The sequence below is a fragment of the Aeromonas sp. 160P genome, from assembly GCF_055193095.1.
On record NZ_JBUXKV010000001.1, the window covers coordinates 2,022,575 to 2,044,736 of the forward strand.

Here is a 22,162-nt window from a genome sequence, read left to right on the forward strand (position 1 = left end):
GTGAACCGGATGAGAGTAGTAATTGCATCCCTGCTGCTGGTGTTGGGATTGGCCATACAAGCCCCGGCCATGGCCGCCATCGATGTCTATACCTTCGACAGCGATAATCAGGAACAGATATTTCGTGAGTTAACCAAGGAGCTGCGCTGCCCCAAGTGCCAGAACCAGGATATCGCCGACTCCAATGCGGGGTTGGCCAAGGACTTGCGCGACAAGACCTACCAGATGGTGCGCGAGGGCAAGGATAAAGAGCAGATAGTGGATTACATGGTGGCCCGCTATGGCAACTTTATTCTCTATAGCCCGCCCCTGATGGCCTCTACCCTGATCCTGTGGCTGGGCCCCTTGCTGGTGATCCTCATCGGCGGCGCCGTGGTCGTGATGCGCAGCCGCCGCGCTCCTGTGCTGACCAAGAAAACGGACAATGGCCTTAGTGAAGAGGAGCGGCGCCGTCTGGCCGAGTTGCTCAAAGAGGAAGAGAAACAATGACCGCCTTTTGGATAGTGATCGCGGCCCTGTTGGTGCTGGTGAGTCTGGTGTTGGTTGTGCCGCTGTGGCGTGGTGAAGGCAAGCAGAGCATCAGTCGTTCGGCGCTCAACAAACAGCTTTATCGCCAGCGGCTGTTGGAGATTGGCGAAGAGCGCGAGCAGGGTGTATTGGCTGAAGAGTCCGATTCGCTGGTCGAGCTGCAGCGAAGCCTGCTGGATGATATTCCCGATGTGGAACAGACCGCTCGCAGTGGCAAGAGTCTGATCTGGATCCCCGGTGTGGTGGTGCTGGTGGTGGTGAGCCTTGGGCTCTACTACAAACTGGGTTCCTGGCAGGAGGTGAGCCGCTGGCAAGATGCCAGCAGCCGTCTGGGGGAGCTCAGTAATCGCATTCTGGTGGAGCGCGATGCCCAGGTGACCGAGCAGGATCTGCTGGATTTCACGCTGGCACTGCGCACCCGTCTCAAGGCTGAACCGAATGACTATCGCGGCTGGTTGCTACTGGGGCGGATGGCGCTCGATGGCAATGACCCCGAGATGGCCAGTGAAGCGCTGGAGCGTGCCTACACCCTTGCCCCACAAAAGTCACTGGTGGCGGTGCCCTACGCCCAGGCGCTGATGATGACGGGGGATGAGGCGCAAGCGGATGCCCTGTTGCAGGCCGCTATCGCGCAGGATCCGGACAATATCGAAGCTCGGTCAGTCTATGCCTTCATGGCGCTGCAAAAAGAGGATTTCCAGACAGCATTGACCCGCTGGCAACTCATGTTGCCGCTGATGGAGAAAGGAACTCCCCGCTACGTGATGGTCGAGCGCTCCATGGAATATGCCCGCGCGCAGCTCAAGCAGCGGGGCATCGAGGTGACAAACGCTGGCGCAGCCAGTGAGCCCGATGTGGCAGGGGCAGGGCAGCAGTTTGCGGTGAAGGAGGGGGAGTTCCCCATCCATATCACCCTGGCGGCCGGCATTCAGATGCCGGAAGATGCCCATCTGTTCGTCTTTGCGGTGGTGCCCAATGGTCCGCCAATGCCCATCGCAGTGAAGCGTATCGCCGGACCAGCGCTGCCGGTCACCCTCTCGCTGGGTGATGGCGATGCCATGATGGAAGGCAGCAAGTTGGCCGCCTACCCGGAGCTGCAATTCAAGGCACGCCTTTCGCGCGGTGGCAATGTGATGAACAAGGAAGGGGCCTTTGAAGGGGTATCTGTGCCGGTCAAGACGGCTGATATTCCTACTGCACCGATTGACATCCGTATCGATCACGCCCTCTAATATGTCTTTGGATAACCCGGCCCCTGGATAGGGGCCGGGTTATCTATACTTCTGATAAATCAAAATAAAACGTCAGGACTCTCATATGCATTTTCGTTCAGGAACCCTCCTGTCAGCTTTATTGCTGGCTGGGTGTGCCGGTGGCCCCCCGAAACCAGGCCCAGAGAGTCTGGATCTCAATCCCGGCATGAATAATCCGGGCGCTACCAGTACGGCAACCGATCCGCGTGACCCTTTTCAAGGTGCCAACCGGGCGATGTGGGCGGTCAACTACGATGTGCTGGAGCCTTATGTGGCACGTCCTGTGGTACATGCCTATGCCCGCTACATTCCGTTGGGGGTGAAGGATGGCATTGCCAACTTTGTTGCCAACTTTGATGAACCGAGCAGCATGGTGAACCATCTGATCACTGGCGATTTGAAAGGGGCGGGAACCAACCTGGGGCGCTTTACCGTCAACACCACGGTCGGTCTGCTGGGGATCTTCGATGTGGCCAAACATGCCGGCCTCGAGCGCAACAAGCTGGAGATGGATACCGTGCTGGGCAAGGCTGATATAGGTGACGGCGCCTATATCATGGTGCCTGTTTACGGCCCGACCACCACCCGTGAGCTGGTCGGCGATACGATTGATAGCCTCTATTTCCCCTATGCCTTGCTGACTTTCCCGATAAAGTTCGCACATTGGGCTCTGGATGGCTTGGGAAAACGTGCCAAGCTGATCGATCAGGAGCGGATCATCGACAATGCCCTCGATCCTTATGCGCTGACCAAGGATTTCTATCTGCAGTACAATCAGGGCAAGGTGACGGGCAAGCAGTCTGAGCTGAAAGAGTCTCAGCAAGAGCAGGCTGATGATGCCAATCTCGATGACTATATGGATGAGCTGGATCAGTAATCTCGATCAGTGAAGAGACAAGGCGCCGCTGGGCGCCTTTTGTATTTATGGCGCGGTTGTCTTGGCACTCACCATAAAAAACGCCCCGCAGAGCGGGGCGTTTTGGCAAGAGGGGCTGATTAGGCAGCCAGGTTCTTGGCCGCGAATTCCCAGTTGACCAGAGTCCAGAAGGTTTCCATGTACTTCGGACGCATGTTGCGGAAGTCGATGTAGTAGGCGTGCTCCCACAGGTCAACAGTCAGCAGCGGGGTAGTACCCGCTTCGGTCAACGGGCAACCGGCGTTGGAGGTGTTGACGATGGCCAGAGAGCCATCAGCTTTCTTCACCAACCAAGTCCAGCTGGAGCCGAAGTTGCCGATGGCAGATTTGGTGAAGGCATCTTTGAATTCGGCGAAAGAACCAAACGCCTTGTTGATGGCCGCGGCCAGTTCGCCAGTAGGCTCACCACCGCCATTCGGGGAGAGGCAGTGCCAGTAGAAGGTGTGGTTCCAGATCTGGGCGGCGTTGTTGAAGATGCCAGCGCTGGAGGTCTTGATGATCTCTTCCAGAGACTTGCCTTCAAACTCGGTACCCGGCACCAGATTGTTCAGGTTGACCACATAGGTGTTGTGGTGCTTGCCGTGGTGATATTCCAGAGTTTCCTGGGAGATGTGCGGTTCCAGAGCATTGATTGCATAGGGCAGAGCGGGAAGTTCGAATGCCATTTTCTACTCTCCATTGGCTGGTCCGTGCGAAAGCGACGGTTGCAAGACATTGCATACTCTTTTCTATATCTGAAAAGAGTTGTTTTTAAAATGATGGGGCTGGGTAGCCCAAAGCCAAGGGATTGTAGCAGCATCAAAGATGGCCTAACAACTCTTGATTGGCGCCATGATCGCGATCAAGCCTGCGTCTGTTCTTTGGGTAATTCGATCATTGTCGGCCCTTTGTCGGGTTGTACTCGGACAAGATTGCAGTAGAATGACTGCCGAAATCGCTCTAGTGAGGCACCTATGGAAACTATTGAAAAGATTAAGCAGCAGCTGGCTGATAACCCCATCATTCTCTTCATGAAGGGCTCCCCAAAGCTACCAAGCTGTGGTTTCTCTGCCCAGGCCTCCCAGGCTCTGATGTCCTGTGGCGAGCCGTTCGCATACGTTGATATCCTGCAGAATCCGGATATCCGCGCCGAGTTGCCAAAATTTGCCAACTGGCCGACCTTTCCCCAGTTGTGGGTTGAAGGTGAGCTGGTCGGTGGCTGTGACATCATGATCGAGATGTTTCAGGCCGGTGAGTTGCAGGCCCTGATCAAGGAAACTGCCGCCAAGTACAAGCAGGATGACGCCGCCGCCGAGTAAGCGAGTGTTCATATCGCTGAAAAGGGAGCCATATTGGCTCCCTTTTTTATTTGCCGGCGACCCAGGCAGTGCACACATCGCGAGCAGGATATCTGTGCTCATATGGACTGAGTCGCAGGGCGTTTTTTTGCATTAAAAAACCTAATCTTTAATGCATTGTTTGCTAGTTGTTAATTATATAATCTCAGTGTGCCTGATTATATTTTCTAATCCATTGGGATTCGAGTGTTGCTGCTGTCACATTTTTTGATAATTTCACAATGAGCTAGTCTCTTTGCATGTTTTTTTGTGTTGATGCTCACATTAATTGCAGTTGATAAAACCTAGTATCCCTGCGTCCTGTGAAGTAAAACCCTACAAATTAATAAATAAAAAGAGATTTGCGATGAAGATGTATAGCAATCTGCCCATTGGTCTTCATGATATTACTGAAGCCAAAAAAAGACTGACCAATCATATATACAAGACCGCGCAACTACCCTCAAATTACATCAGTGAACGTTGTCATGGTGAGGTTTACCTCAAGCTGGAAAACATGCAACGTACAGGCTCTTTTAAAATTCGTGGTGCTTTCAACAAACTCAGTTCATTAAGTCTGGAAGACCGACAAAAAGGCGTTGTGGCCTGTTCGGCGGGTAACCATGCTCAGGGCGTATCACTCTCCAGTGCCATGCTTGGTATTGATGCCAAGGTGGTCATGCCCTGCTGTGCACCAAAATCAAAAATTGCGGCAACCAGTGATTATTCAGCCCAAGTGATCCTCCATGGCAATAGTTTCAATGACACCATTGCCAAAGTCAGTGAAATTGTAGAAATGGAAGGGCGGGTATTTATTCCCCCATTCGATGATGCCAAAGTGATTGCAGGCCAGGGAACCATTGGCTTGGAAATTATCGAAGATCTGTATGATGTCGATAACATCATTGTCCCGATTGGTGGTGGTGGTTTGATTGCCGGTGTGGCGATGGCTATTAAATCAATCAATCCGACAATCAGAATTATCGGTGTGCAATCTGAAAATGTGCACGGTATGGCAGCCTCTTTCTATGCCGGTGCTATCACTAATCATAGAACCAGCAGCACCTTGGCAGATGGTTGTGATGTAGCAAGACCCGGATCCATGACCTTTGAAATCGTCAAGCAGCTGGTTGATGATATTGTCCTGGTTTCTGAGGATGATATTCGTCACAGCATGGTCGATATGATCCAGCGCAATAAAATCATCACCGAAGGTGCGGGTGCGCTCGCTTCTGCAGCCCTGCTAAGCGGTAAACTACAGCATTATGTTGAAGGTAAAAAAACCGTCTGCATTATTTCGGGCGGCAATATCGATCTGACCCGTATAGTCGAGATAATCGAACAGAACAATATTCGTCAATTTAGCCTGTAAGGAATGCAGTCATGATATTAGACAGTGTCGTTACTAGCAGCAAAGAAAAAGAAAATACCCGCGCTTGGCGTAAAACAGATACAACCTGGGGATTGGGCCTATTTGGTACAGCAATCGGTGCCGGGGTGCTATTTTTCCCCATCCGGGCTGGATATGGTGGCTTAATTCCGATATTGATTATGATGGTGCTTGCCTATCCGATAGCATTCTATTGTCATCGGGCTCTCGCCAGATTGTGCCTCTCCGGTAGTAATCCTTCCGCTAATATCACCGAGACCGTCGAAGAGCATTTTGGCAAGATGGGCGGGGTGGTCATTACTTTCCTCTATTTTTTTGCCATCTGCCCCTTGCTCTGGATATATGGTGTAACGATCACCAATACCTTTATGGCATTCTGGGAGCATCAACTGCAAATGGTGCCGCTCAATCGGGGTGTGGTCGCCCTTGGGCTCCTGCTAGTAATGGCGTTCGTCATCTATTTCGGTAAAGATTTGATGGTTCGCGTGATGAGCTATCTGGTGTTTCCTTTTATTGCCAGTCTGATTGTCATCTCTCTCTCGTTAGTCCCTTACTGGAACAGTGCGGTATTTGACCAGGTCAATCTGAGTGAAATATCCCTGCTCGGCCACGATGGTATTCTGGTAACCGTCTGGCTTGGCATCTCCATCATGGTCTTCTCCTTCAACTTCTCACCGATTGTCTCCTCTTTCATCGTCTCCAAGCGAGAAGAGTATGAGCACGAGTTCGGTCGCGATTTTACCGAGAAGCGCTGTTCCAAAATCATCTCCGGTGCCAGCATGTTGATGGTTGCCGTGGTGATGTTCTTCGCCTTCAGCTGCCTGTTTACCCTGTCACCGCAAAACATGGCAGAGGCCAAGGCCCAGAATATTCCGGTGCTCTCCTATCTGGCCAACCACTTCTCCTCCATGACTGGCAGCAAGTCTACGTTTGCCACCACCCTGGAGTATGCGGCGTCCATTATTGCGCTGGTTGCCATCTTCAAGTCTTTCTTTGGTCACTATCTGGGGACGCTGGAAGGGTTAAACGGCTTGATCCTCAAGTTTGGCTATCAAGGTGACAAGACCAAGGTCTCATCTAAAAAGCTGAACATGATCAGTATGTTGTTCATCATGGGCTCCACCTGGCTGGTCGCCTATGTCAACCCCAACATCCTTGACCTGATTGAGGCAATGGGTGCGCCCATTATCGCCTCTCTGCTCTGCCTGCTGCCGATGTATGCGGTGAGCAAGACACCTGCACTGGCAAAATATAAAGGTCAGGCCAGCAACCTGTTTGTCACCATCATAGGTGTGCTGACCATCCTGAATATTGTTTCCAAGCTGTTCTGAAAAACTTTTCTGCAAGTCATTAACCATTCAGGCCTCCTTGGCGGGGTCTGGATGGTGCAGTCAGACGCGATCAATAAGCGGTTTTTGTTGGCACAAATATTTGTGTCATCGGCAAGGCTATCCATTATTTGACCCGCGGTTTAAACACTTGGGTGAAATGCCCTGGCTGCAGTGACTCGACCCTATTTATATCGAGGCAATGTAATGAAGTTTGATTCGTTGGTTCTGGTTATCAATTGCGGCTCCTCATCGGTAAAATTCTCCGTACTGGATAGTCAATCCTGTGAAGTAGTGATATCCGGTATGGCGGATGGTATTGAGACGGCACATCCCCAATTGAAAGTAGATAAAGAGCCAGTCACCCCCTTAGCCGAAAATAGTCATACCTGTGCATTGGCTGCCATTGCGGCTGAATTGAAAAAACGAGAGTTGCTGGATGCCATTGCGCTGGTTGGTCATCGCATTGCTCATGGTGGCAGTGAATTTAGTGAAGCGGTGATCATTGATGAAAATGTCTTGGCCAAAATAAAGCAGGTGTCACCCTTGGCCCCCCTGCACAATCACGCCAATCTGAGTGGTGTGATGGCGGCTCGTCAGCTATTTCCGGCGCAACCCCAGATTGCGGTATTTGATACCGGCTTTCACCAGACCTTGAAGCCGGAAGCTTATATCTATGGGCTGCCTTACCAATATTTGCAGGATTACGGTGTGCGCCGTTATGGCTTTCATGGCACCTCTCATCGCTATGTCGCTGAGCAGGCAGTCTCTTTCCTTGGGCTAAATGGTAACGATGCCGGTCTGGTGATTGCTCATCTGGGCAATGGCGCCTCTATTTGCGCGGTGCAGGATGGCAAGAGCGTCGATACCTCGATGGGGATGACGCCGCTGGAGGGGCTGATTATGGGCAGCCGCAGCGGCGATATTGATTTTGGCGCGCTGGCCTATATTGCCAGCAAGACCGGGCAATCTATCGAGGATATCGAACGGGTCTTGAACAAGCACTCCGGTTTGCTCGGTATTTCCGGTCTCTCTTCCGATATGCGCGTGCTGGAGGCGGCTTATCACGAAGGGCATCCCGGGGCGAAATTGGCGATCCATGCCTTTGTTCACCGTATTGCCCGCCATATTGGCGGCCATGCCACCTCATTGCACCAGCTGGACGCAGTAATTTTCACCGGCGGTATTGGCGAGAACTCGGCCCTTATCAGACAACTGGTGTGCGAACGCCTGCAGGTATTTGGCATCGCCATGAGCGAGGAGTTAAATAAACAGCCAAATACCATGGGATGCCGGGTTATTTCTGCGCACTCTTCGGCAATGTTTGCAGCGGTTATTCCGACCAATGAAGAGAAAATGATCGCGCTGGATGCCATTCGTCTGGGTCAACAGATCCGTCAGGCCGAGTGTGCCTGAATATTTCAACTGTAATGTCATGAATCGTGAATGAGGTTTATTGAATGAAAATTGATGTACAATTGGAGCAGGATAGTTATATCCAGGCATGGCAAGGTTTTGCTGGTGAAAACTGGAAGCACGAGATAGACGTTCGTGATTTCATCCAGCAAAACTATACCCCGTATGAAGGCGACGAACAGTTTCTGGCGGATGCCACCGAGGCGACCACTACTTTGTGGAACAAGGTGATGGAAGGGATCCGCATCGAGAATGCGACCCACGCGCCAGTCGATTTTGATACCAATATTGCCACGACTATTACCGCTCACGGACCCGGTTATATCGAACAGGGGCTGGAAAAAATTGTTGGCCTGCAAACCGACCAGCCGCTGAAAAGAGCACTGCACCCCTTTGGTGGGGTAAATATGATCAAAAGCTCTTTTGAGGCATATGGTCGGGAGATGGATCCCGAATTTGAATATACCTTCAGCGAATTACGCAAAACCCATAATCAGGGGGTGTTCGATGTCTACTCTCCCGAGATGTTGCGCTGCCGAAAATCGGGGATTTTGACCGGTTTGCCGGACGGTTATGGCCGTGGTCGGATTATCGGAGATTATCGTCGGGTTGCACTCTATGGCATAAATTATCTAATTCGTGAGCGGGAGCTGCAGTTTGTCGATCTGCAACCGGCACTCGAACGTGGCGAGCAGCTGGAGCAGGTGATCCGCCAGCGTGAGGAGCTGTCCGAGCACCAGCGGGCGCTGGTGCAGATCAAGCAGATGGCGGCCAACTACGGCTGCGATATTTCCGGCCCGGCCCGCACGGCCCAGCAGGCGGTGCAGTGGCTCTACTTCGCCTATCTGGCGGCGGTGAAGTCGCAAAATGGCGGGGCCATGTCCCTCGGTCGCACCGCGACCTTCCTCGACATCTATATCGAGCGGGATTTGCAGGCCGGGCTCATCAGCGAGCAGGACGCCCAGGAGCTGGTCGATCACTTCATCATGAAGATCCGCATGGTGCGCTTCCTGCGGACCCCGGAGTTTGACACCCTCTTCTCCGGCGATCCTATCTGGGCGACCGAGGTGATCGGCGGTATGGGGCTGGATGGTCGCACTTTGGTGACCAGGAACGCCTTCCGCTACCTCAACACCCTCAAGACCATGGGACCGGCGCCCGAGCCCAACCTCACCATCCTCTGGGCGGAAGGACTGCCGCGTGCCTTCAAGACCTATGCGGCCCGCGTCTCCATCGATACCTCATCCCTGCAGTATGAGAACGATGACCTCATGCGCACCGATTTTGAGAGCGATGACTACGCCATCGCCTGCTGCGTGAGCCCCATGGTGATCGGCAAGCAGATGCAGTTCTTCGGCGCCCGCGCCAACATCGCCAAAACCCTGCTCTATTGCATCAACGGCGGGGTGGACGAGAAGCTGAAGATCCAGGTCGGCCCTAAAGTGGCGCCCATCATGGACGAGGTACTGGATTACGACACCGTCATGACCAGTCTCGACAGCTTTATGGACTGGCTGGCGGTGCAGTACATCAGCGCGCTGAACCTGATCCACTTTATGCACGACAAATACAGCTACGAAGCCTCGCTGATGGCGCTGCACGATCGGGATGTCTACCGCACCATGGCCTGCGGCATTGCCGGTCTGTCGGTGGCGGTCGATTCGCTGGCGGCCATCAAGTACGCCAGGGTCAAACCGGTGCGTGATGCGGACGGGCTGGCGGTCGATTTCGTGATTGAGGGGGAGTATCCCCAGTACGGCAACAACGACGAGCGGGCCGACTCCATCGCCTGCGATCTGGTCGAGCGCTTCATGAAGAAGATCCAGGCGCTGCCAACCTACCGCAATGCGGTACCGACCCAGTCAATCCTGACCATCACCTCCAACGTGGTCTATGGCCAGAAGACCGGTAACACCCCGGATGGTCGCCGCGCTGGCGCGCCGTTTGCGCCGGGGGCTAATCCTATGCACGGTCGGGATCGCAAAGGGGCGGTTGCCTCGCTCGCCTCGGTGGCCAAGCTGCCGTTCAAATATGCCAAGGACGGGATCTCCTACACCTTCTCCATTGTGCCGGGAGCGCTCGGCAAGGAGCCCGCCAATCGCGAGAACAATCTGGTGGGGCTGATGGATGGCTACTTCCATCACGAGCGGGATGTGGAAGGGGGCCAGCACCTCAACGTCAACGTGATGAACCGCGAGATGCTGCTCGATGCGATCGATCATCCGGACAAGTACCCCAGCCTGACCATCCGGGTCTCCGGCTATGCGGTGCGCTTCAACGCCCTGACCCGCGAGCAGCAGCAGGATGTGATTGCCAGAACCTTCACCAACATGATCTGATTGATGTGCCCGGAGTGAGCGGGTTTGCTCCGGGCTGACCACTTATATGAAATCAAGGAGAAGCTAAAGATGCGACAGGTTATCAGTACCAAAGCGGCACCGGGTGCCATCGGCCCTTATGTACAGGGCGTAACTCTCAGCAACGTGACCGGCAACATGATCTACACCTCGGGCCAAATCCCGCTGGATCCGGTGAGTGGCGAGATCCCCGAGACCATCGAGGCGCAGACTCTGCGTTCGTTGCAAAACGTGCAGGCGATTGTCGAGGCGGCAGGCGCCCTGGTACGCAACATCATCAAGACCACGGTGTTTGTCTCGGATCTGAACGACTTTGCCGCGGTGAATCAGGTCTACAACGACTTTTTCACCGAGCACGATGCCATGTATCCGGCGCGCTCCTGCGTGGAAGTGGCCCGCTTGCCGAAGGATGTGAAGATCGAAATTGAGGCGATTGCTGCGCTGTAACCCCATCGGGAGTATGTCAGCAAGCCAAAACAAAGCGGCTGCCAATGGCAGCCGCTTTTGTCTAGATGGTCATCGGGGCGGATCAGGCGATCCGTTCGATACGGGCCATGTAGAAGCCGTCGAAGCCGGTCTCGGACGGGCTCACGGTGTGATCGTCGCGCAGACGGAAGTTCTCGTTGGCCGCGAGGAACTTGTCCACCTGCTGACGGTTCTCCTGAGGCAGGATGGAGCAGGTTGCATAAACCAGCAGACCACCCACCTTCACCATCTGGCTGTAACGCTGCAGGATCTCTTCTTGCAGTGCTACCAGCACCGGCAGACGCTCGGCGGTATCACGCCACTTGGCATCCGGATTGCGCTTGAGCACGCCAAGACCAGAGCAGGGCACGTCCAGCAGTACCCGATCCGCGGTCTCTTTGAGGCGCTTGACGGTCTTGCTGCTGGTGATGACCCGGGTCTCCACGTTGTGGGCACCGGCGCGACGGGCGCGCTGCTTGAGGTTCTCCAGCTTCCACTCTTCTACATCCATCGCCAGCAGACGGCCTTTGCCCTGCATCATGGCGGCGATGTGCAGGGTCTTGCCACCGGCACCGGCGCAGGCGTCGATGACCCGCATGCCCGGGGTCACTTCCAGCGCAGCTGCGACCAGCTGGGAGCCAGCGTCCTGCTGTTCAAAGCAGCCGTCGGCAAAGGCCTTGGTGCGGAACAGGGCGGTATCAGAGGTGACCTGCAGCGCAGTCTCAACACCCTCAACCGGGATTGTGGTGACATGCTCTTTGGCCAGGATGGCTTGCAGCTCTTCACGGGTGCACTTGAGGGTGTTGGCCCGCAGGTAGCGCTTGGGCATCCAGGCCAGGGCGGCACGTTCTGCAGGCCAGGCTTCGCCCAGCTGTTCGCTACCCAGCTTTTCCAGCCAGCTCGGGCAACCATCCATCAGCACCGGATTTTTCTTCGCTTCGGTTAAACGGCGGCGAAAGGCCTCTTCATTGAAACGATCCAGAGTGGGGCGGTTAGGCTGGTCAATTTTGTGAAAAGCGTGCCAGGCATGCAGCAGCGGCCAGACATTCTTCTCGGCCTGACGCACCTGAATGCCGGTCAGGGCACAATAAAGACTGAGGCGACGCAGCAAATCGCCGGTGACCAGGGCAATCCTTGCCTGTTCTTGCGGTTTGAGTTCGATGCCAGAGAAGTGACGGGCATAGGCGCGGTCCAGGGTGAGACCCTGGCCCAGCACATCGTCAACAATGGCAACGATCAGATCCCCGAAACGGGGCAACAGTGGGGACTTAAGCATGAGATTAACCTTGGCCAGATAAAGATGAACCCCCCGAGTAGTTTGGGAAGATTCTAAAACAGATAAACCGGCGCAATGATAGGTGTAAGGGTCATGTGGTGCAAGGTGGTTATGTACGGTGTGGTTGGGGTAAGTCCCGTTTTCGACGGTGATAGCTTCTCCCAAATGAGCAAACACCCTCGCTGAGGCCAGGTTTGCGCTTATCTGGCTGCGGCTACTTGCCCGCTGCGTTATGGCTTGTCACCGTCAGACGGGCGGAGCACAATGCCTGCAATCATTTTCTTGATGGTCGTGGAACCATTATTTATTTGAAGGAAAATCAAGATGATGGATGTTGCTGATCTGCGCCGTGAGTACTGCCGTGGCGGGCTGCACCGTGCTGATTTGCCGAGCGAGCCGCTGGTGCTGTTTGAGAAGTGGTTGGCGCAGGCCTGTGAGGCCAAACTGACCGATCCCACCGCCATGGTGGTCGCGACTGTGGATGCCGATGGTCAGCCCTGGCAGCGCACCGTGTTGCTCAAACACTACGACGCCCAGGGGATGGTGTTTTACACCAACATGGGCAGCCGCAAAGCGCAGCAGCTGGCAGGTAACCCCCGTATCAGCCTGCTCTTCCCCTGGCACACGCTGGACAGACAGGTTCATGTGACCGGTCGGGTGGAGAAGATGAGCACCTTCGAGGTGATGAAGTATTTCCACAGCCGTCCCAAGGATAGCCAGATCGCCGCCTGGGTCTCCAAGCAGTCGACCCGTATCTCGGCCCGCGGCGTGCTGGAGGCCAAGTTCCTCGAGCTCAAGCAGAAGTTTGCCAACGGCGAAGTGCCGCTGCCGAGTTTCTGGGGCGGCTTCCGAGTGGTGATCGAGACGGTGGAGTTCTGGCAGGGTGGCGAACACCGGCTGCATGACCGCTTCTACTACACCCGCGCAGGGGATGGCTGGCATATCGAGCGTCTGGCTCCCTGATCGCGCTGTTCAAATCCGGTTTCACAAGGAGTGTGTATGCGTCTGTATGGTGATCTGCGTTCTGGCAACTGCTACAAGGGGTGGTTGCTGGCCCGCTGGCTGGAGCTGCCCCTTGAGTGGGTCGCGGTGGATATTCAGGCGGGGGATACCCGTACTCCCGCATTTCTGGCCATGAATCCCAATGGCAAGATCCCGGTGCTGGAGATTGGCCAAGGCGATGCGCTGGCGGAATCCAATGCCATCCTCTTCTATCTGGCGCAAGGCAGCCCCTTGTGGCCAACCGATCCGCGTCAGCAGGCCGAGGTGCTCAAGTGGCTGTTCTTCGAGCAGTACAGCCATGAACCCTACATCGCGGTGGCCCGCTTTATCGTTCACTATCTCGGCCGCCCCGAATCGCAGGAGGCGCGGCTCGACGGGCTGAAAGCCGGTGGCGAGCAGGCGCTGGCGGTGATGGAGCAGCAACTGAAACAGAGCCCCTACCTGTGCGGCGATGCGCCGACCATCGCCGACATCGCCCTTTATGCCTACACCCACGTGGCAGAGGAGGGGATCTTCTCCCTGCAGGGGTGGCCAGCTATTCGCAGCTGGATCGCCCGGATCGAAGCTCATCCCCGCCACCTGACGCTGCCTGCGGCCTGTCAGGCCTGCTGATGGAGTTGCTGATCGAGGCCAGTCTGTGGCAACCGCAGTGGGCTGCGCTGTTGCAGCGCTGGCAGCAACAAGGCCATCGCTGGCAGTTGCTACTGGGCAAAGAGGCGGCGGCTGCCCTCGATCAGGCCCAGCTCCCGTGGGCTATCTGTCCCCCTGATGACCTGCTTTGCCCGGGGGCCTTGCTGGCCGCCTGGCTCGATGGGGATCTGCTGGCGGATTTTCATCGCGATCCCAGCCGCCAGATCCTGATCAGTGCTTCCACCTCGCTGGTGACCCTCGCCAAGGAGCAGGGGTTGCTGACCCTTGGTCCGGTGGGGGCCGATCTGCCGCTCACCCCCGGGGACGATTTGGGGGCCGTGCTCAATCGCCTGCTGGCGCGCCGGGTGATGATACCGACGTTGGCCGAAGGTTCGCACGCCGCTGGCGTGGTGCTGCGGCCGCTGCAGGCTGCCGATGATCGCGAGATCGCGCGCTACTGCAGCGACGAGGTGCTGGCCCGCTACACCCTCAATATTCCCCACCCCTATCCGCCAGAAGCCGCCCGCGACTGGCTGGCGCTCAGCTGGCGCAAGGCTGCGCTTGGATTGGGCTGGAGCTGGGCCATCACCTTGCCAGAGGGGCAAGGGGAGGATTGCTCGGCGCCGCTGGTCGGGGTGATCTCCTTGCACTGGAATGGCGAGCTGGCTTGGTGGGTCGGCGTGCCCTGGCAGAATCGCAGTCTGGCGACCCGGGCGGCCGAACTGGTCAAGGGCTTTGCGTTTGCGCAACTGACACTGCCAGCCCTTACCGCCCGTCATATGCCGGATAACCTCGCCTCCGGCCGGGTGATGACAAAATTGGGTATGTTCTATTGCGGACGACGCCATATCAGCGGCCGCCAACCGTGCGAAGTGAGCTACTGGCGACTTGATCGCACCTTGCCACTACCGGTGCCGCTACAAACCGACATGACAAGATGGCTGGCGGATGAGCGGATCGCCGTGGCGATCCTGCGTGATCCTGCAACGTCGGATCGGCAGAGTACCAACGGCAAGCTGGCCATCTCGCTCTTTATGGATGAGATCGGGGTCGGGGAGGAGCCCTGCGGTCTGCACTGCCCGTCGCATCTTGAGCGGTCGCTGGATCTGCACTGTTACCCCGTTGCCCTGCTGGAGCAGGCCGAGCCGGAGCAGTTGCCCCATCTTGGCGGTGTGTTGCTGAAAGACAGTGATGAACAGGGGTTGGCATGGCTGCTGCAGTTAGCGGCGCTGCAGCGTCAGGGGCCAGCTCTGCTCAGCCGTGAGGAGCGGGCATCGCGGCTGCACTGGTTCAACCAATTGATGGCGCAGGCGCTGGGCGGCCACGGTTACTCGCCGCAGATGCGCTATCAGCAGTTACGGCTGCTGGTGGAGCTGCCGGAGCTGGCCGACGAGCTGGATGGCTGTTGGCATCAAGCGCCTGAATTGACCTTCGAACGGCTGACACAAGAGGCGCCCGCCCTTTGGCTGGCCTACCGCGAGGCGATGAACAGGGTCACCCCGACAGCCCTGCTGGCTCTGCAGCAGCAGTTTGCCGCTCGTTTTCCTGAGTCCACCCTCCCATTTTTGGACAAAGGTACTCAGAGTGACCAGCAGTTGTGTGGAATAATGCCCGCTCTGCTGTACGAGGAGTAACGTTGTATGTTGAGAACCGAGCGCCCCGGTGACATGTTACCGGTCTACGAACTGGTCAGTGCCGCCTTCGGTCGTGCCGAAGAGGCTGAGTTGGTCAACCGTCTGCGCGAATGTGGCGCCGCCGTGGTGACCATGGTCGAAGAGGAAGAGTTCGAGTTCATGGGGCACCTGATGCTAAGCCCGATCACCATTAACGGCATGGAAGGGCCCTGGCTCGGTCTGGCGCCGGTAGCGGTTCATCCCGATTGGCAAGGCCAGGGGATTGGCTCTGATCTGGTGCGTGAAGGGCTGGATACGGCACTCGAAATGGACTGGAAAGGGGTAGTGGTACTCGGCGATCCGGTTTACTACAGCCGTTTCGGTTTCCGTCCCGCCAGCGAGTTTGGCCTGCACTGCATCTATGAAGTGCCCGCTGACTGTTTCATGGCGATGGAGCTGCAGGAGAGTGGTTTTGCTGGTGTGCAGGGTGAGGTGCTCTATCACCCCCTGTTTGATGAAGTGCCCGACGAGCAGCAAGAAGAACAAGAAGTACAAGCAATACACCTATAGCGAAAATCCTAATTGACCTTGATGGCGTCCCCGGCTTGAGGGGGCGTCTTGGCTGGTATGGCCACGCTGCAGTGGCAAGCGGATTCACGCTGTGCATGGTCATAGAGGGCTGTGCCATGGCTGTCCCCCTCTCCCCGTATCCTCTGCTGGGCAGTAGCAACCCGCGATCCCTTTCTCTTTATCCTCTTGCGCGTTATGGGTGGCGAATTGTGCCACTGTGCTTGTGACCATCATGGCCGACAGCCGATTCACCCCTCTTGCAACAACAGGGGTGAACCGCATCAAGCTGATTAGCAGGGTATTTCTGGTCGTGCAGGATCGATCTCTCAGAGATTACTGAGAGATTTCAATCTGATCCGCGCTGTGCAGCGGTATGCGAAACACCGTCAGGCGCAGAAACAGGTAGATGGCACCCAGCGCGGCCCAGATCAGCCCCAGCTCGAAGGAGGAGGGCTCGAGGTTGAGCCACAGCACCCCGATGCAGGCGGCGCCACAGAGCGGCAGCAGCAGGTACATCAGGTGATCCTTGAGGGTTTTGTTGCGGCCAAGCTTCACATAGAAGTGGGCAATCACCGCCAGATTGACGAAGGTGAAGGCCACCAGGGCGCCGAAGTTGATCAGCGCCAGTGCCATCTCCAGATCCAGCGATACCGCAGAGAGCGCCAGCAGCCCGACCAGCAGCACGTTGAACGCCGGGGTCTGCCACTTCGGATGGATATAGCCGAAGAAGCGGGCGGGCAGGGCGCGATCACGGCCCATCACGTAGAGCAGACGCGATACCCCGGCGTGGGAAGCCAGACCAGAGGCCAGCACAGCTACCGTGGTGCAAACCAGCACCACAGACTGGAACAGCTTGCCACCGACGTAGAGGGCGATCTCCGGCAGTACCGCATCCGGATGCTGGAAGCGGGAGATATCGGGGAAGTAGAGCTGCAAAAAATAAGAGGTACTGACGAACAGCACACCGCCGATCAGCGCCGTCAGCACGATGGCGCGGGGGATCACCCGATCCGCATCCGGAGTCTCTTCCGACAGGGTACTGATGGCGTCAAACCCGAGAAATGACAGGCACAAGATGGAGGCACCCATCAATACCGGCGAAATGTGGATCTGTTCGGAGAAGAAGGGGCGGTTGCTGGCAAGGGTGCCCAGCCCTTCACCGTTATGAACGCCCCAGGCGATCAGGCCGATGAAGATGGCGATGATGGCGAATTGCATCACCACGATCAGGCTGTTGAAGTTGGCCACCAGTTTGATGCCGCGCAGATTGAGGGCGGTCATCACTACCGCCAGACCGAAGATATAGGTCCAGGGCTCCACCTCCGGGAACAGGGCACCCAGATAGATCTTGGCCAGCAGCATGTTGATCATCGGCATGAACATGTAGTCGAGCAGAGAGGTCCAGCCCACCATAAAGCCGACATAGGGGTGAAACACCTTCTGGGCATAGGTATAGGCGGAGCCGGCTGACGGGAACTTGCGCACCAGATGGCCGTAGCTCAGGGCAGTGAACAGCATGCCGATCAGGGCAAACAGGTAGGCGGTCGGCACATGGCCTTCGGTGATCTCGGTGACGATGCCGAAGGTGTCGAATACCGCCATGGGGGTGAGGTAAGCCAGACCCATAACCACGACCTGCCACAGTTTGAGGGTCTTTTTCAGACCAACCTGTTGGGCCGCCATTATGCATGTTCCTCATGCAGTGCCAGAGTGGCACGGTCCATCAACGAAACCGGGAGGGAAGCCCGGGAATCAAAGGCGCCAGGGTGACGCACACCGGCCATGGCCGGTTGGAAAGCATAGAGATGCCCCATGTTGTTCCTCACTAGACTTGGTGTCGGGAGATTGCTGCCAATCTCGCTATCTTTTCCGGGGGTGATCCGGCCTCGTTTATGGGTTTGTTCACTGTCTAGAAAAGAACCGATAACCTTGTGTTATATCGGTTCTTTCAGTGGCCGCGCATTGTGCATTTGCAGGGCCCCCCTGACAAGAAAAAAAGGGGGCAAAACTGCATTTTTTTGCACAAGTGAGCGGTCACTTTGCTGCTGGTCAGGCCAGTGCGGCCTCCAGTGATTTTTCAAGGAGTTGCAGCCCCTCTTCAATCACGGCGGCAGGGGCGGTCAGGGGGGCGAGAAAACGGATAACATTTGCGCGTACCCCGCATGAGAGCAGGATCAGACCCCGTTTGCCCGCCTCCGCTACCAGCCGCTTGGTGAGGTCGGGATCCGGCTGGTGGGCATCACGCTGTTTTACCAGCTCCATGGCCACCATGGCACCGGGGCCGCGAATTTGACCTATGCAGTCAAAACGCTCAGCTATGCGTTCCAGCGTCACCTTAATCTGCTCACCTTGCGCCAACGCTTTTTGATTGAGCTGCTCCTCTTCGATCACCTGCAAAACGGCCAGTGCCGCGGCACAAGCGATGGGGGAACCGGCATAGGTGCCACCCAGGCCCCCCGGCTTGGCGGCGTTCATGATCTCCGCTTTGCCGACCACCGCAGAGAGGGGGAAGCCACCGGCCAGACTCTTGGCCAATGTCATGATGTCCGGCTCGATACCGGCATACTCGGTGGCGAAGGTTTTGCCGGTGCGGCAAAACCCGCTCTGGATCTCGTCGCAAATCAGCACAATGCCGTGCTGGTCGCATACGCTACGCAGCCGCTGCATAAAGCTTGGGGAGGCGGGATAGAAGCCACCCTCACCCTGTACCGGCTCGATGATGATGGCGGCCACTCTGCCCGGCTCGATGTCGGCGCTGAAGCAGAGTTCGAGGGCGTGCATCGCATCCTCTTCACTCACCCCCAGATAGTCGGCGGGGAAGGGGATGTGATAGACCTCGCCGGGGAAGGGACCAAAGCCGGTCTTGTAGGGCACCACCTTGCCGGTGAGCGCCATCCCCATCATGGTGCGGCCGTGAAAGCCCCCCTTGAAGGCGATGGTGCCGCTGCGGCCGGTGTGGGCGCGGGCAATCTTGATGGCGTTCTCGACCGCCTCGGCGCCGGTGGAGAGAAACAAGGTACGCTTCGGGGTCGGGCCGGGCACTAGGGCATTGAGCTTCTCGGCAAGCTCGATATAGCCGGGGTAGGGGGTGACCTGAAAGCAGGTGTGGCTGAACTTTTCAAGCTGATCGCGCACCGCCGCCACCACTTTCGGGTGGTTGTGGCCGGTATTGAGCACGGCGATGCCGGAGGCAAAGTCGATATAGCGGTTACCCTCCACATCCCACAGCTCGGCGTTTTGCGCACGGTCGATAAAGACTGGCAGCAGGGTGCCGACGCCGTTGACCACCGCCGCTTCGCGGCGCGCTTGCCACGCTTTGTTTGATTCTGACTGACTCATCTTTCCTCCCTGAGGGGCCGCAGCCCCCGATATTCCCTGACTGAATGTGTGGCGGGCGATCTGGCGCCCAACACCGCCGATTGGCCCATCGGGCACATTCGGCGGCGTATGGTTTGCTCTGCAGCAGCCCTCTTGCGGGGCACTGTGGGCCACATTTAGCCCCTTGCCGCTTCGGGCGAACTCCTGCATCTATCTATCAAAACGATGGATTAAGTGGTCAAGGCATCGGTGAATAGGATGCCTTGGCCCTCTGCTGCCTTAGCGAATGCCACCAAAGCAGAGGTATTTGGTCTCGAGATACTCCTCCAGCCCCTCGGCGGCCCCTTCGCGGCCCAGACCCGACTCCTTGATCCCGCCAAAGGGGGCCAGCTCGGTGGAGATGATCCCCTCGTTGATGCCGACCATGCCGTATTCAAGCTGCTCGGCGACGCGCCAGACCCGGGCGATATCGCGGCCATAGAAGTAGGCAGCGAGCCCGTAGGGGGTGTCGTTGGCAATGGCGATGGCCTCGGCTTCGGTTTCGAAGCGCACCAGCGGCGCGACCGGGCCGAAGATCTCCTCCTGCAGGATGGGGTTGGTTTTATCCACCTTGCCCAAAATGGTGGGGCGGTAGAAGAGGGGACCTGCGGGATGGGCTTCGCCCCCCAGCAGCAGCTCGGCACCGGCGGCGACCGATTGTTGCACCAGCTCGGCCACCTTGCTGGCGGCGGCGGGGTTGATCAGCGGGCCAATCTGGGTGCCCTCGCTCATGCCATCCCCCACCTTGAAGGTGGCAACGGCGGCGGTCAGCTTCTGGACGAAGGCGTCGTAGACGCTGGCCTGCACCAGAATGCGGTTGGCGCAGACACAGGTCTGCCCGGCGTTGCGGTATTTGGAGGCGAGCGCCCCGGCCACCGCAGCATCGAGGTCGGCGTCGTCAAAGACGATAAAGGGGGCGTTGCCACCGAGCTCCAGCGACAGCTTCTTCATGGTATCGGCGCACTGGCGCATCAACAGCTTGCCGATGCGGGTGGAGCCGGTGAAGGAGAGCTTGCGCACCACCGGATTGCTGCAGAGCTCGTTGCCCACCGCGCTCGCCTGATGGCTGGTGACGATATTGATGACACCGGCGGGGATGCCTGCCTGCTCGGCCAGGGCGGCCAGTGCCAGCGCGCAGAGCGGGGTCTCGGCAGCAGGCTTGATGACGATGGTGCAACCGGCGGCCAGCGCCGGGCCCGCCTTGCGGGTGATCATGGCAATCGGGAAGTTCCACGGGGTGATGGCGGCCACCACCCCCACCGGCTGCTTGATGGTGGCCAGCCGGCGATCGCCGCTAAAGCCCGGAATGGTGCGGCCATAGGCGCGCTTGCCCTCCTCGGCGAACCACTGGATAAAGCTGGCGCCGTAGGCCACTTCCCCTTTGGCCTCGGCCAGCGGCTTGCCCTGCTCGCAGGTCATGATGCGGGCCAGCTCATCCTGATTGGCCATGATGAGCTCGAACCAGGCATGAAGCCGGTTGCTGCGCTCCTTGGCGGTGAGCGCTGCCCAGCCGGGTTGCGCCGCGTGGGCGGCGGCGATGGCGCGGCGGGTATCTTCGGCATCCATGTCGGGCACCTGGGTAATGACGGCACCGCTGGCGGGGTTGGTGACCTCGAAGGTGCGGCCGCTGGCGGCAGCGCACCAGTGACCATCTATATAGGCGCGGGATGTGATCAAGCTGGAGTCGGTGGTTGTTCCTGACAATGTTACTGACATAGCAAGCCTCGAGTGTGGGTCAGAGCAGCTGGTTGCCGGAGTGAGCCGACCCTTCCTGCGCCGCTGCCGTATAAAATAATAAGCACAGGAAGACCATAAATTGAGCTTAAATGTTTTTCAAGTGTTAAATATATTTGAATTTCTGGGGGGCGTCATGCTAGAAAATGGGCTGTGTAGCGCAGTTTACCCCGTCAAAAGGGGAGCTGTGAGCGAAGTAGCGGATTTGTGTGTGCAAAATAATGAACGGTCAGGCTGTGTAACATAGCAAACGGCTAGGGAAGGCTGGTCCGCTATGTTAACCACCCGGATTTAACCGCCAGGGGCGTTTAACCACCCGCCTCGTTTACCAGAAACAACAGAGAGGTGCTGATGTTGCAGGGACGCAAACAGAGCATGAAAGGCGGTCTGCCATGAGCGGGCCACAGAGCCTGCATGGCGCTCATGGCAATACAGAGCACGACGCAAGTCGGCAGAGCATGGGCGAACGATTGGCGGCGGTACGTCATCAGCTCGGGCTATCCCAGCGGCGGACGGCCGAGTTGAGTGGCCTGACCCACGGCGCCATCTGCATGATCGAGCAGGACAAGGTGAGCCCCTCGGTCGCCTCGCTGCAAAAGCTGCTCACCGTCTACGGCTTGCCGCTATCACGCTTCTTCGCCGAGGAGGAGAGCCGCACCCCCGAGGTGGTGATCAAGGCTGATCAGCTGATCGAGCTGGGCAGTCAGGGGGTCTCCCTCAAGCTGGTGCACAACGGCAACAACCGTCGCCAGCTCGGTTTCATGCTGGAGACCTATCCCCCCGGCACTGACACTGGCGGTCAAGTAAAACATCAGGGGGAGGAGGTGGGCACCGTGCTGGAGGGATCGGTGATCCTGACGGTGGCGGGCCAGAGTTATCCGCTGGCTGCGGGCGACAGCTATGTGATCGACACCGGCGAGCCCCACAGTTTCAGCAATCCGTCGGGGCAGACCTGTCGCATCGTCAGTGCCCACACCCCGGCGAGCTTTTAATCTAGGCAGTAGTTTGGCA

The 22,162-nt window shown here is 57.2% G+C and carries 19 protein-coding genes; 14 read left to right on the plus strand and 5 right to left on the minus strand.

Features of this window, described 5'->3' with window-relative positions; all coding sequences use genetic code 11:
• Nucleotides 1-9: 9 nt before the first annotated feature.
• From ACY8FN_RS09560 to ACY8FN_RS09570, 3 genes are all read left to right on the plus strand, one after another.
• A complete protein-coding gene (locus tag ACY8FN_RS09560; RefSeq protein WP_101325278.1) occupies nucleotides 10-489 on the plus strand; it encodes a cytochrome c-type biogenesis protein in 480 nt (159 codons plus the stop codon).
• Complete coding sequence (gene ccmI, locus ACY8FN_RS09565; protein WP_463099853.1) at nucleotides 486-1,760, plus strand: c-type cytochrome biogenesis protein CcmI; 1,275 nt, start codon at nucleotides 486-488, stop codon at nucleotides 1,758-1,760. The genes ACY8FN_RS09560 and ccmI overlap by 4 nt, the downstream gene beginning before the upstream one ends.
• Nucleotides 1,761-1,845: 85 nt before the next feature.
• Nucleotides 1,846-2,658 (plus strand): MlaA family lipoprotein, encoded by an 813-nt coding sequence (locus tag ACY8FN_RS09570; RefSeq protein WP_463099854.1) that lies wholly within the window; start codon nucleotides 1,846-1,848, stop codon nucleotides 2,656-2,658.
• 119 nt (nucleotides 2,659-2,777) lie between these two features.
• Here ACY8FN_RS09570 and sodB read toward each other — a convergent pair whose 3' ends face one another.
• A complete protein-coding gene (gene sodB / locus ACY8FN_RS09575; protein ID WP_101325276.1) occupies nucleotides 2,778-3,362 on the minus strand; it encodes a superoxide dismutase [Fe] in 585 nt (194 codons plus the stop codon).
• A 288-nt stretch (nucleotides 3,363-3,650) separates the two neighbouring features.
• On the opposite strand from sodB, the gene ACY8FN_RS09580 reads away from it, so the two are divergent.
• The 6 genes from ACY8FN_RS09580 to ACY8FN_RS09605 all read left to right on the plus strand — a co-directional run bounded on the left by ACY8FN_RS09580 (nucleotide 3,651) and on the right by ACY8FN_RS09605 (nucleotide 10,951).
• Nucleotides 3,651-3,995, plus strand: a complete 345-nt coding sequence (locus ACY8FN_RS09580; RefSeq protein ID WP_042020708.1) for a Grx4 family monothiol glutaredoxin — start codon at nucleotides 3,651-3,653, stop codon at nucleotides 3,993-3,995.
• Nucleotides 3,996-4,380: 385 nt separating this feature from the next.
• Nucleotides 4,381-5,385, plus strand: coding sequence for a bifunctional threonine ammonia-lyase/L-serine ammonia-lyase TdcB (tdcB, locus tag ACY8FN_RS09585; protein WP_101325274.1), 1,005 nt, complete (start codon nucleotides 4,381-4,383; stop codon nucleotides 5,383-5,385).
• A gap of 11 nt (nucleotides 5,386-5,396) precedes the next feature.
• The gene (gene tdcC / locus ACY8FN_RS09590) at nucleotides 5,397-6,734 is read left to right on the plus strand and encodes a threonine/serine transporter TdcC (RefSeq protein WP_139691349.1); all 1,338 of its coding nucleotides are present in this window, start codon (nucleotides 5,397-5,399) and stop codon (nucleotides 6,732-6,734) included.
• A 204-nt stretch (nucleotides 6,735-6,938) separates the two neighbouring features.
• Nucleotides 6,939-8,147 (plus strand): propionate kinase, encoded by a 1,209-nt coding sequence (gene tdcD, locus ACY8FN_RS09595; RefSeq protein ID WP_463099855.1) that lies wholly within the window; start codon nucleotides 6,939-6,941, stop codon nucleotides 8,145-8,147.
• Nucleotides 8,148-8,191: 44 nt separating this feature from the next.
• Entirely contained in the window at nucleotides 8,192-10,486 is a 2,295-nt protein-coding gene (pflB, locus tag ACY8FN_RS09600; protein WP_463099856.1) for a formate C-acetyltransferase, read from the plus strand.
• A gap of 69 nt (nucleotides 10,487-10,555) precedes the next feature.
• Complete coding sequence (locus ACY8FN_RS09605) at nucleotides 10,556-10,951, plus strand: RidA family protein (protein WP_463099857.1); 396 nt, start codon at nucleotides 10,556-10,558, stop codon at nucleotides 10,949-10,951.
• 82 nt (nucleotides 10,952-11,033) lie between these two features.
• On the opposite strand, the gene ACY8FN_RS09610 is transcribed toward ACY8FN_RS09605, so the two are convergent.
• Nucleotides 11,034-12,245, minus strand: a complete 1,212-nt coding sequence (locus ACY8FN_RS09610; protein ID WP_068977046.1) for an RsmB/NOP family class I SAM-dependent RNA methyltransferase — start codon at nucleotides 12,243-12,245, stop codon at nucleotides 11,034-11,036.
• A gap of 324 nt (nucleotides 12,246-12,569) precedes the next feature.
• Between ACY8FN_RS09610 and pdxH the strand changes: the two genes are divergently transcribed.
• The 4 genes from pdxH to ACY8FN_RS09630 are packed head-to-tail and all read left to right on the plus strand — an operon-like array spanning nucleotide 12,570 to nucleotide 16,060.
• Entirely contained in the window at nucleotides 12,570-13,208 is a 639-nt protein-coding gene (gene pdxH / locus ACY8FN_RS09615) for a pyridoxamine 5'-phosphate oxidase (protein WP_463099858.1), read from the plus strand.
• Between the two features lie 36 nt (nucleotides 13,209-13,244).
• Nucleotides 13,245-13,859 carry a glutathione S-transferase family protein gene (locus tag ACY8FN_RS09620; protein WP_463099859.1) on the plus strand — a complete coding sequence of 205 codons (615 nt, stop codon included), beginning with the start codon at nucleotides 13,245-13,247 and terminating at the stop codon, nucleotides 13,857-13,859.
• Nucleotides 13,859-15,511 (plus strand): GNAT family N-acetyltransferase, encoded by a 1,653-nt coding sequence (locus tag ACY8FN_RS09625; RefSeq protein WP_463099860.1) that lies wholly within the window; start codon nucleotides 13,859-13,861, stop codon nucleotides 15,509-15,511. Before ACY8FN_RS09620 ends, ACY8FN_RS09625 begins: the two co-directional genes overlap by 1 nt.
• Before the next feature lie 6 nt (nucleotides 15,512-15,517).
• Nucleotides 15,518-16,060, plus strand: a complete 543-nt coding sequence (locus ACY8FN_RS09630; RefSeq protein ID WP_139426595.1) for a GNAT family N-acetyltransferase — start codon at nucleotides 15,518-15,520, stop codon at nucleotides 16,058-16,060.
• Between the two features lie 333 nt (nucleotides 16,061-16,393).
• Here the strand turns inward: ACY8FN_RS09630 and ACY8FN_RS09635 are convergent, their stop codons facing one another.
• The 3 genes from ACY8FN_RS09635 to ACY8FN_RS09645 form a co-directional block, all read right to left on the minus strand.
• Nucleotides 16,394-17,743 (minus strand): APC family permease, encoded by a 1,350-nt coding sequence (locus ACY8FN_RS09635; protein ID WP_463099861.1) that lies wholly within the window; start codon nucleotides 17,741-17,743, stop codon nucleotides 16,394-16,396.
• A 366-nt stretch (nucleotides 17,744-18,109) separates the two neighbouring features.
• Complete coding sequence (gene gabT / locus ACY8FN_RS09640; protein WP_463099862.1) at nucleotides 18,110-19,399, minus strand: 4-aminobutyrate--2-oxoglutarate transaminase; 1,290 nt, start codon at nucleotides 19,397-19,399, stop codon at nucleotides 18,110-18,112.
• A gap of 258 nt (nucleotides 19,400-19,657) precedes the next feature.
• Nucleotides 19,658-21,133 (minus strand): NAD-dependent succinate-semialdehyde dehydrogenase, encoded by a 1,476-nt coding sequence (locus tag ACY8FN_RS09645; RefSeq protein ID WP_463099863.1) that lies wholly within the window; start codon nucleotides 21,131-21,133, stop codon nucleotides 19,658-19,660.
• Nucleotides 21,134-21,543: 410 nt separating this feature from the next.
• Here ACY8FN_RS09645 and puuR point away from each other — a divergent pair, with 410 nt between their 5' ends.
• A complete protein-coding gene (gene puuR, locus ACY8FN_RS09650) occupies nucleotides 21,544-22,143 on the plus strand; it encodes an HTH-type transcriptional regulator PuuR (RefSeq protein WP_101347569.1) in 600 nt (199 codons plus the stop codon).
• Nucleotides 22,144-22,162: the final 19 nt, after the last annotated feature.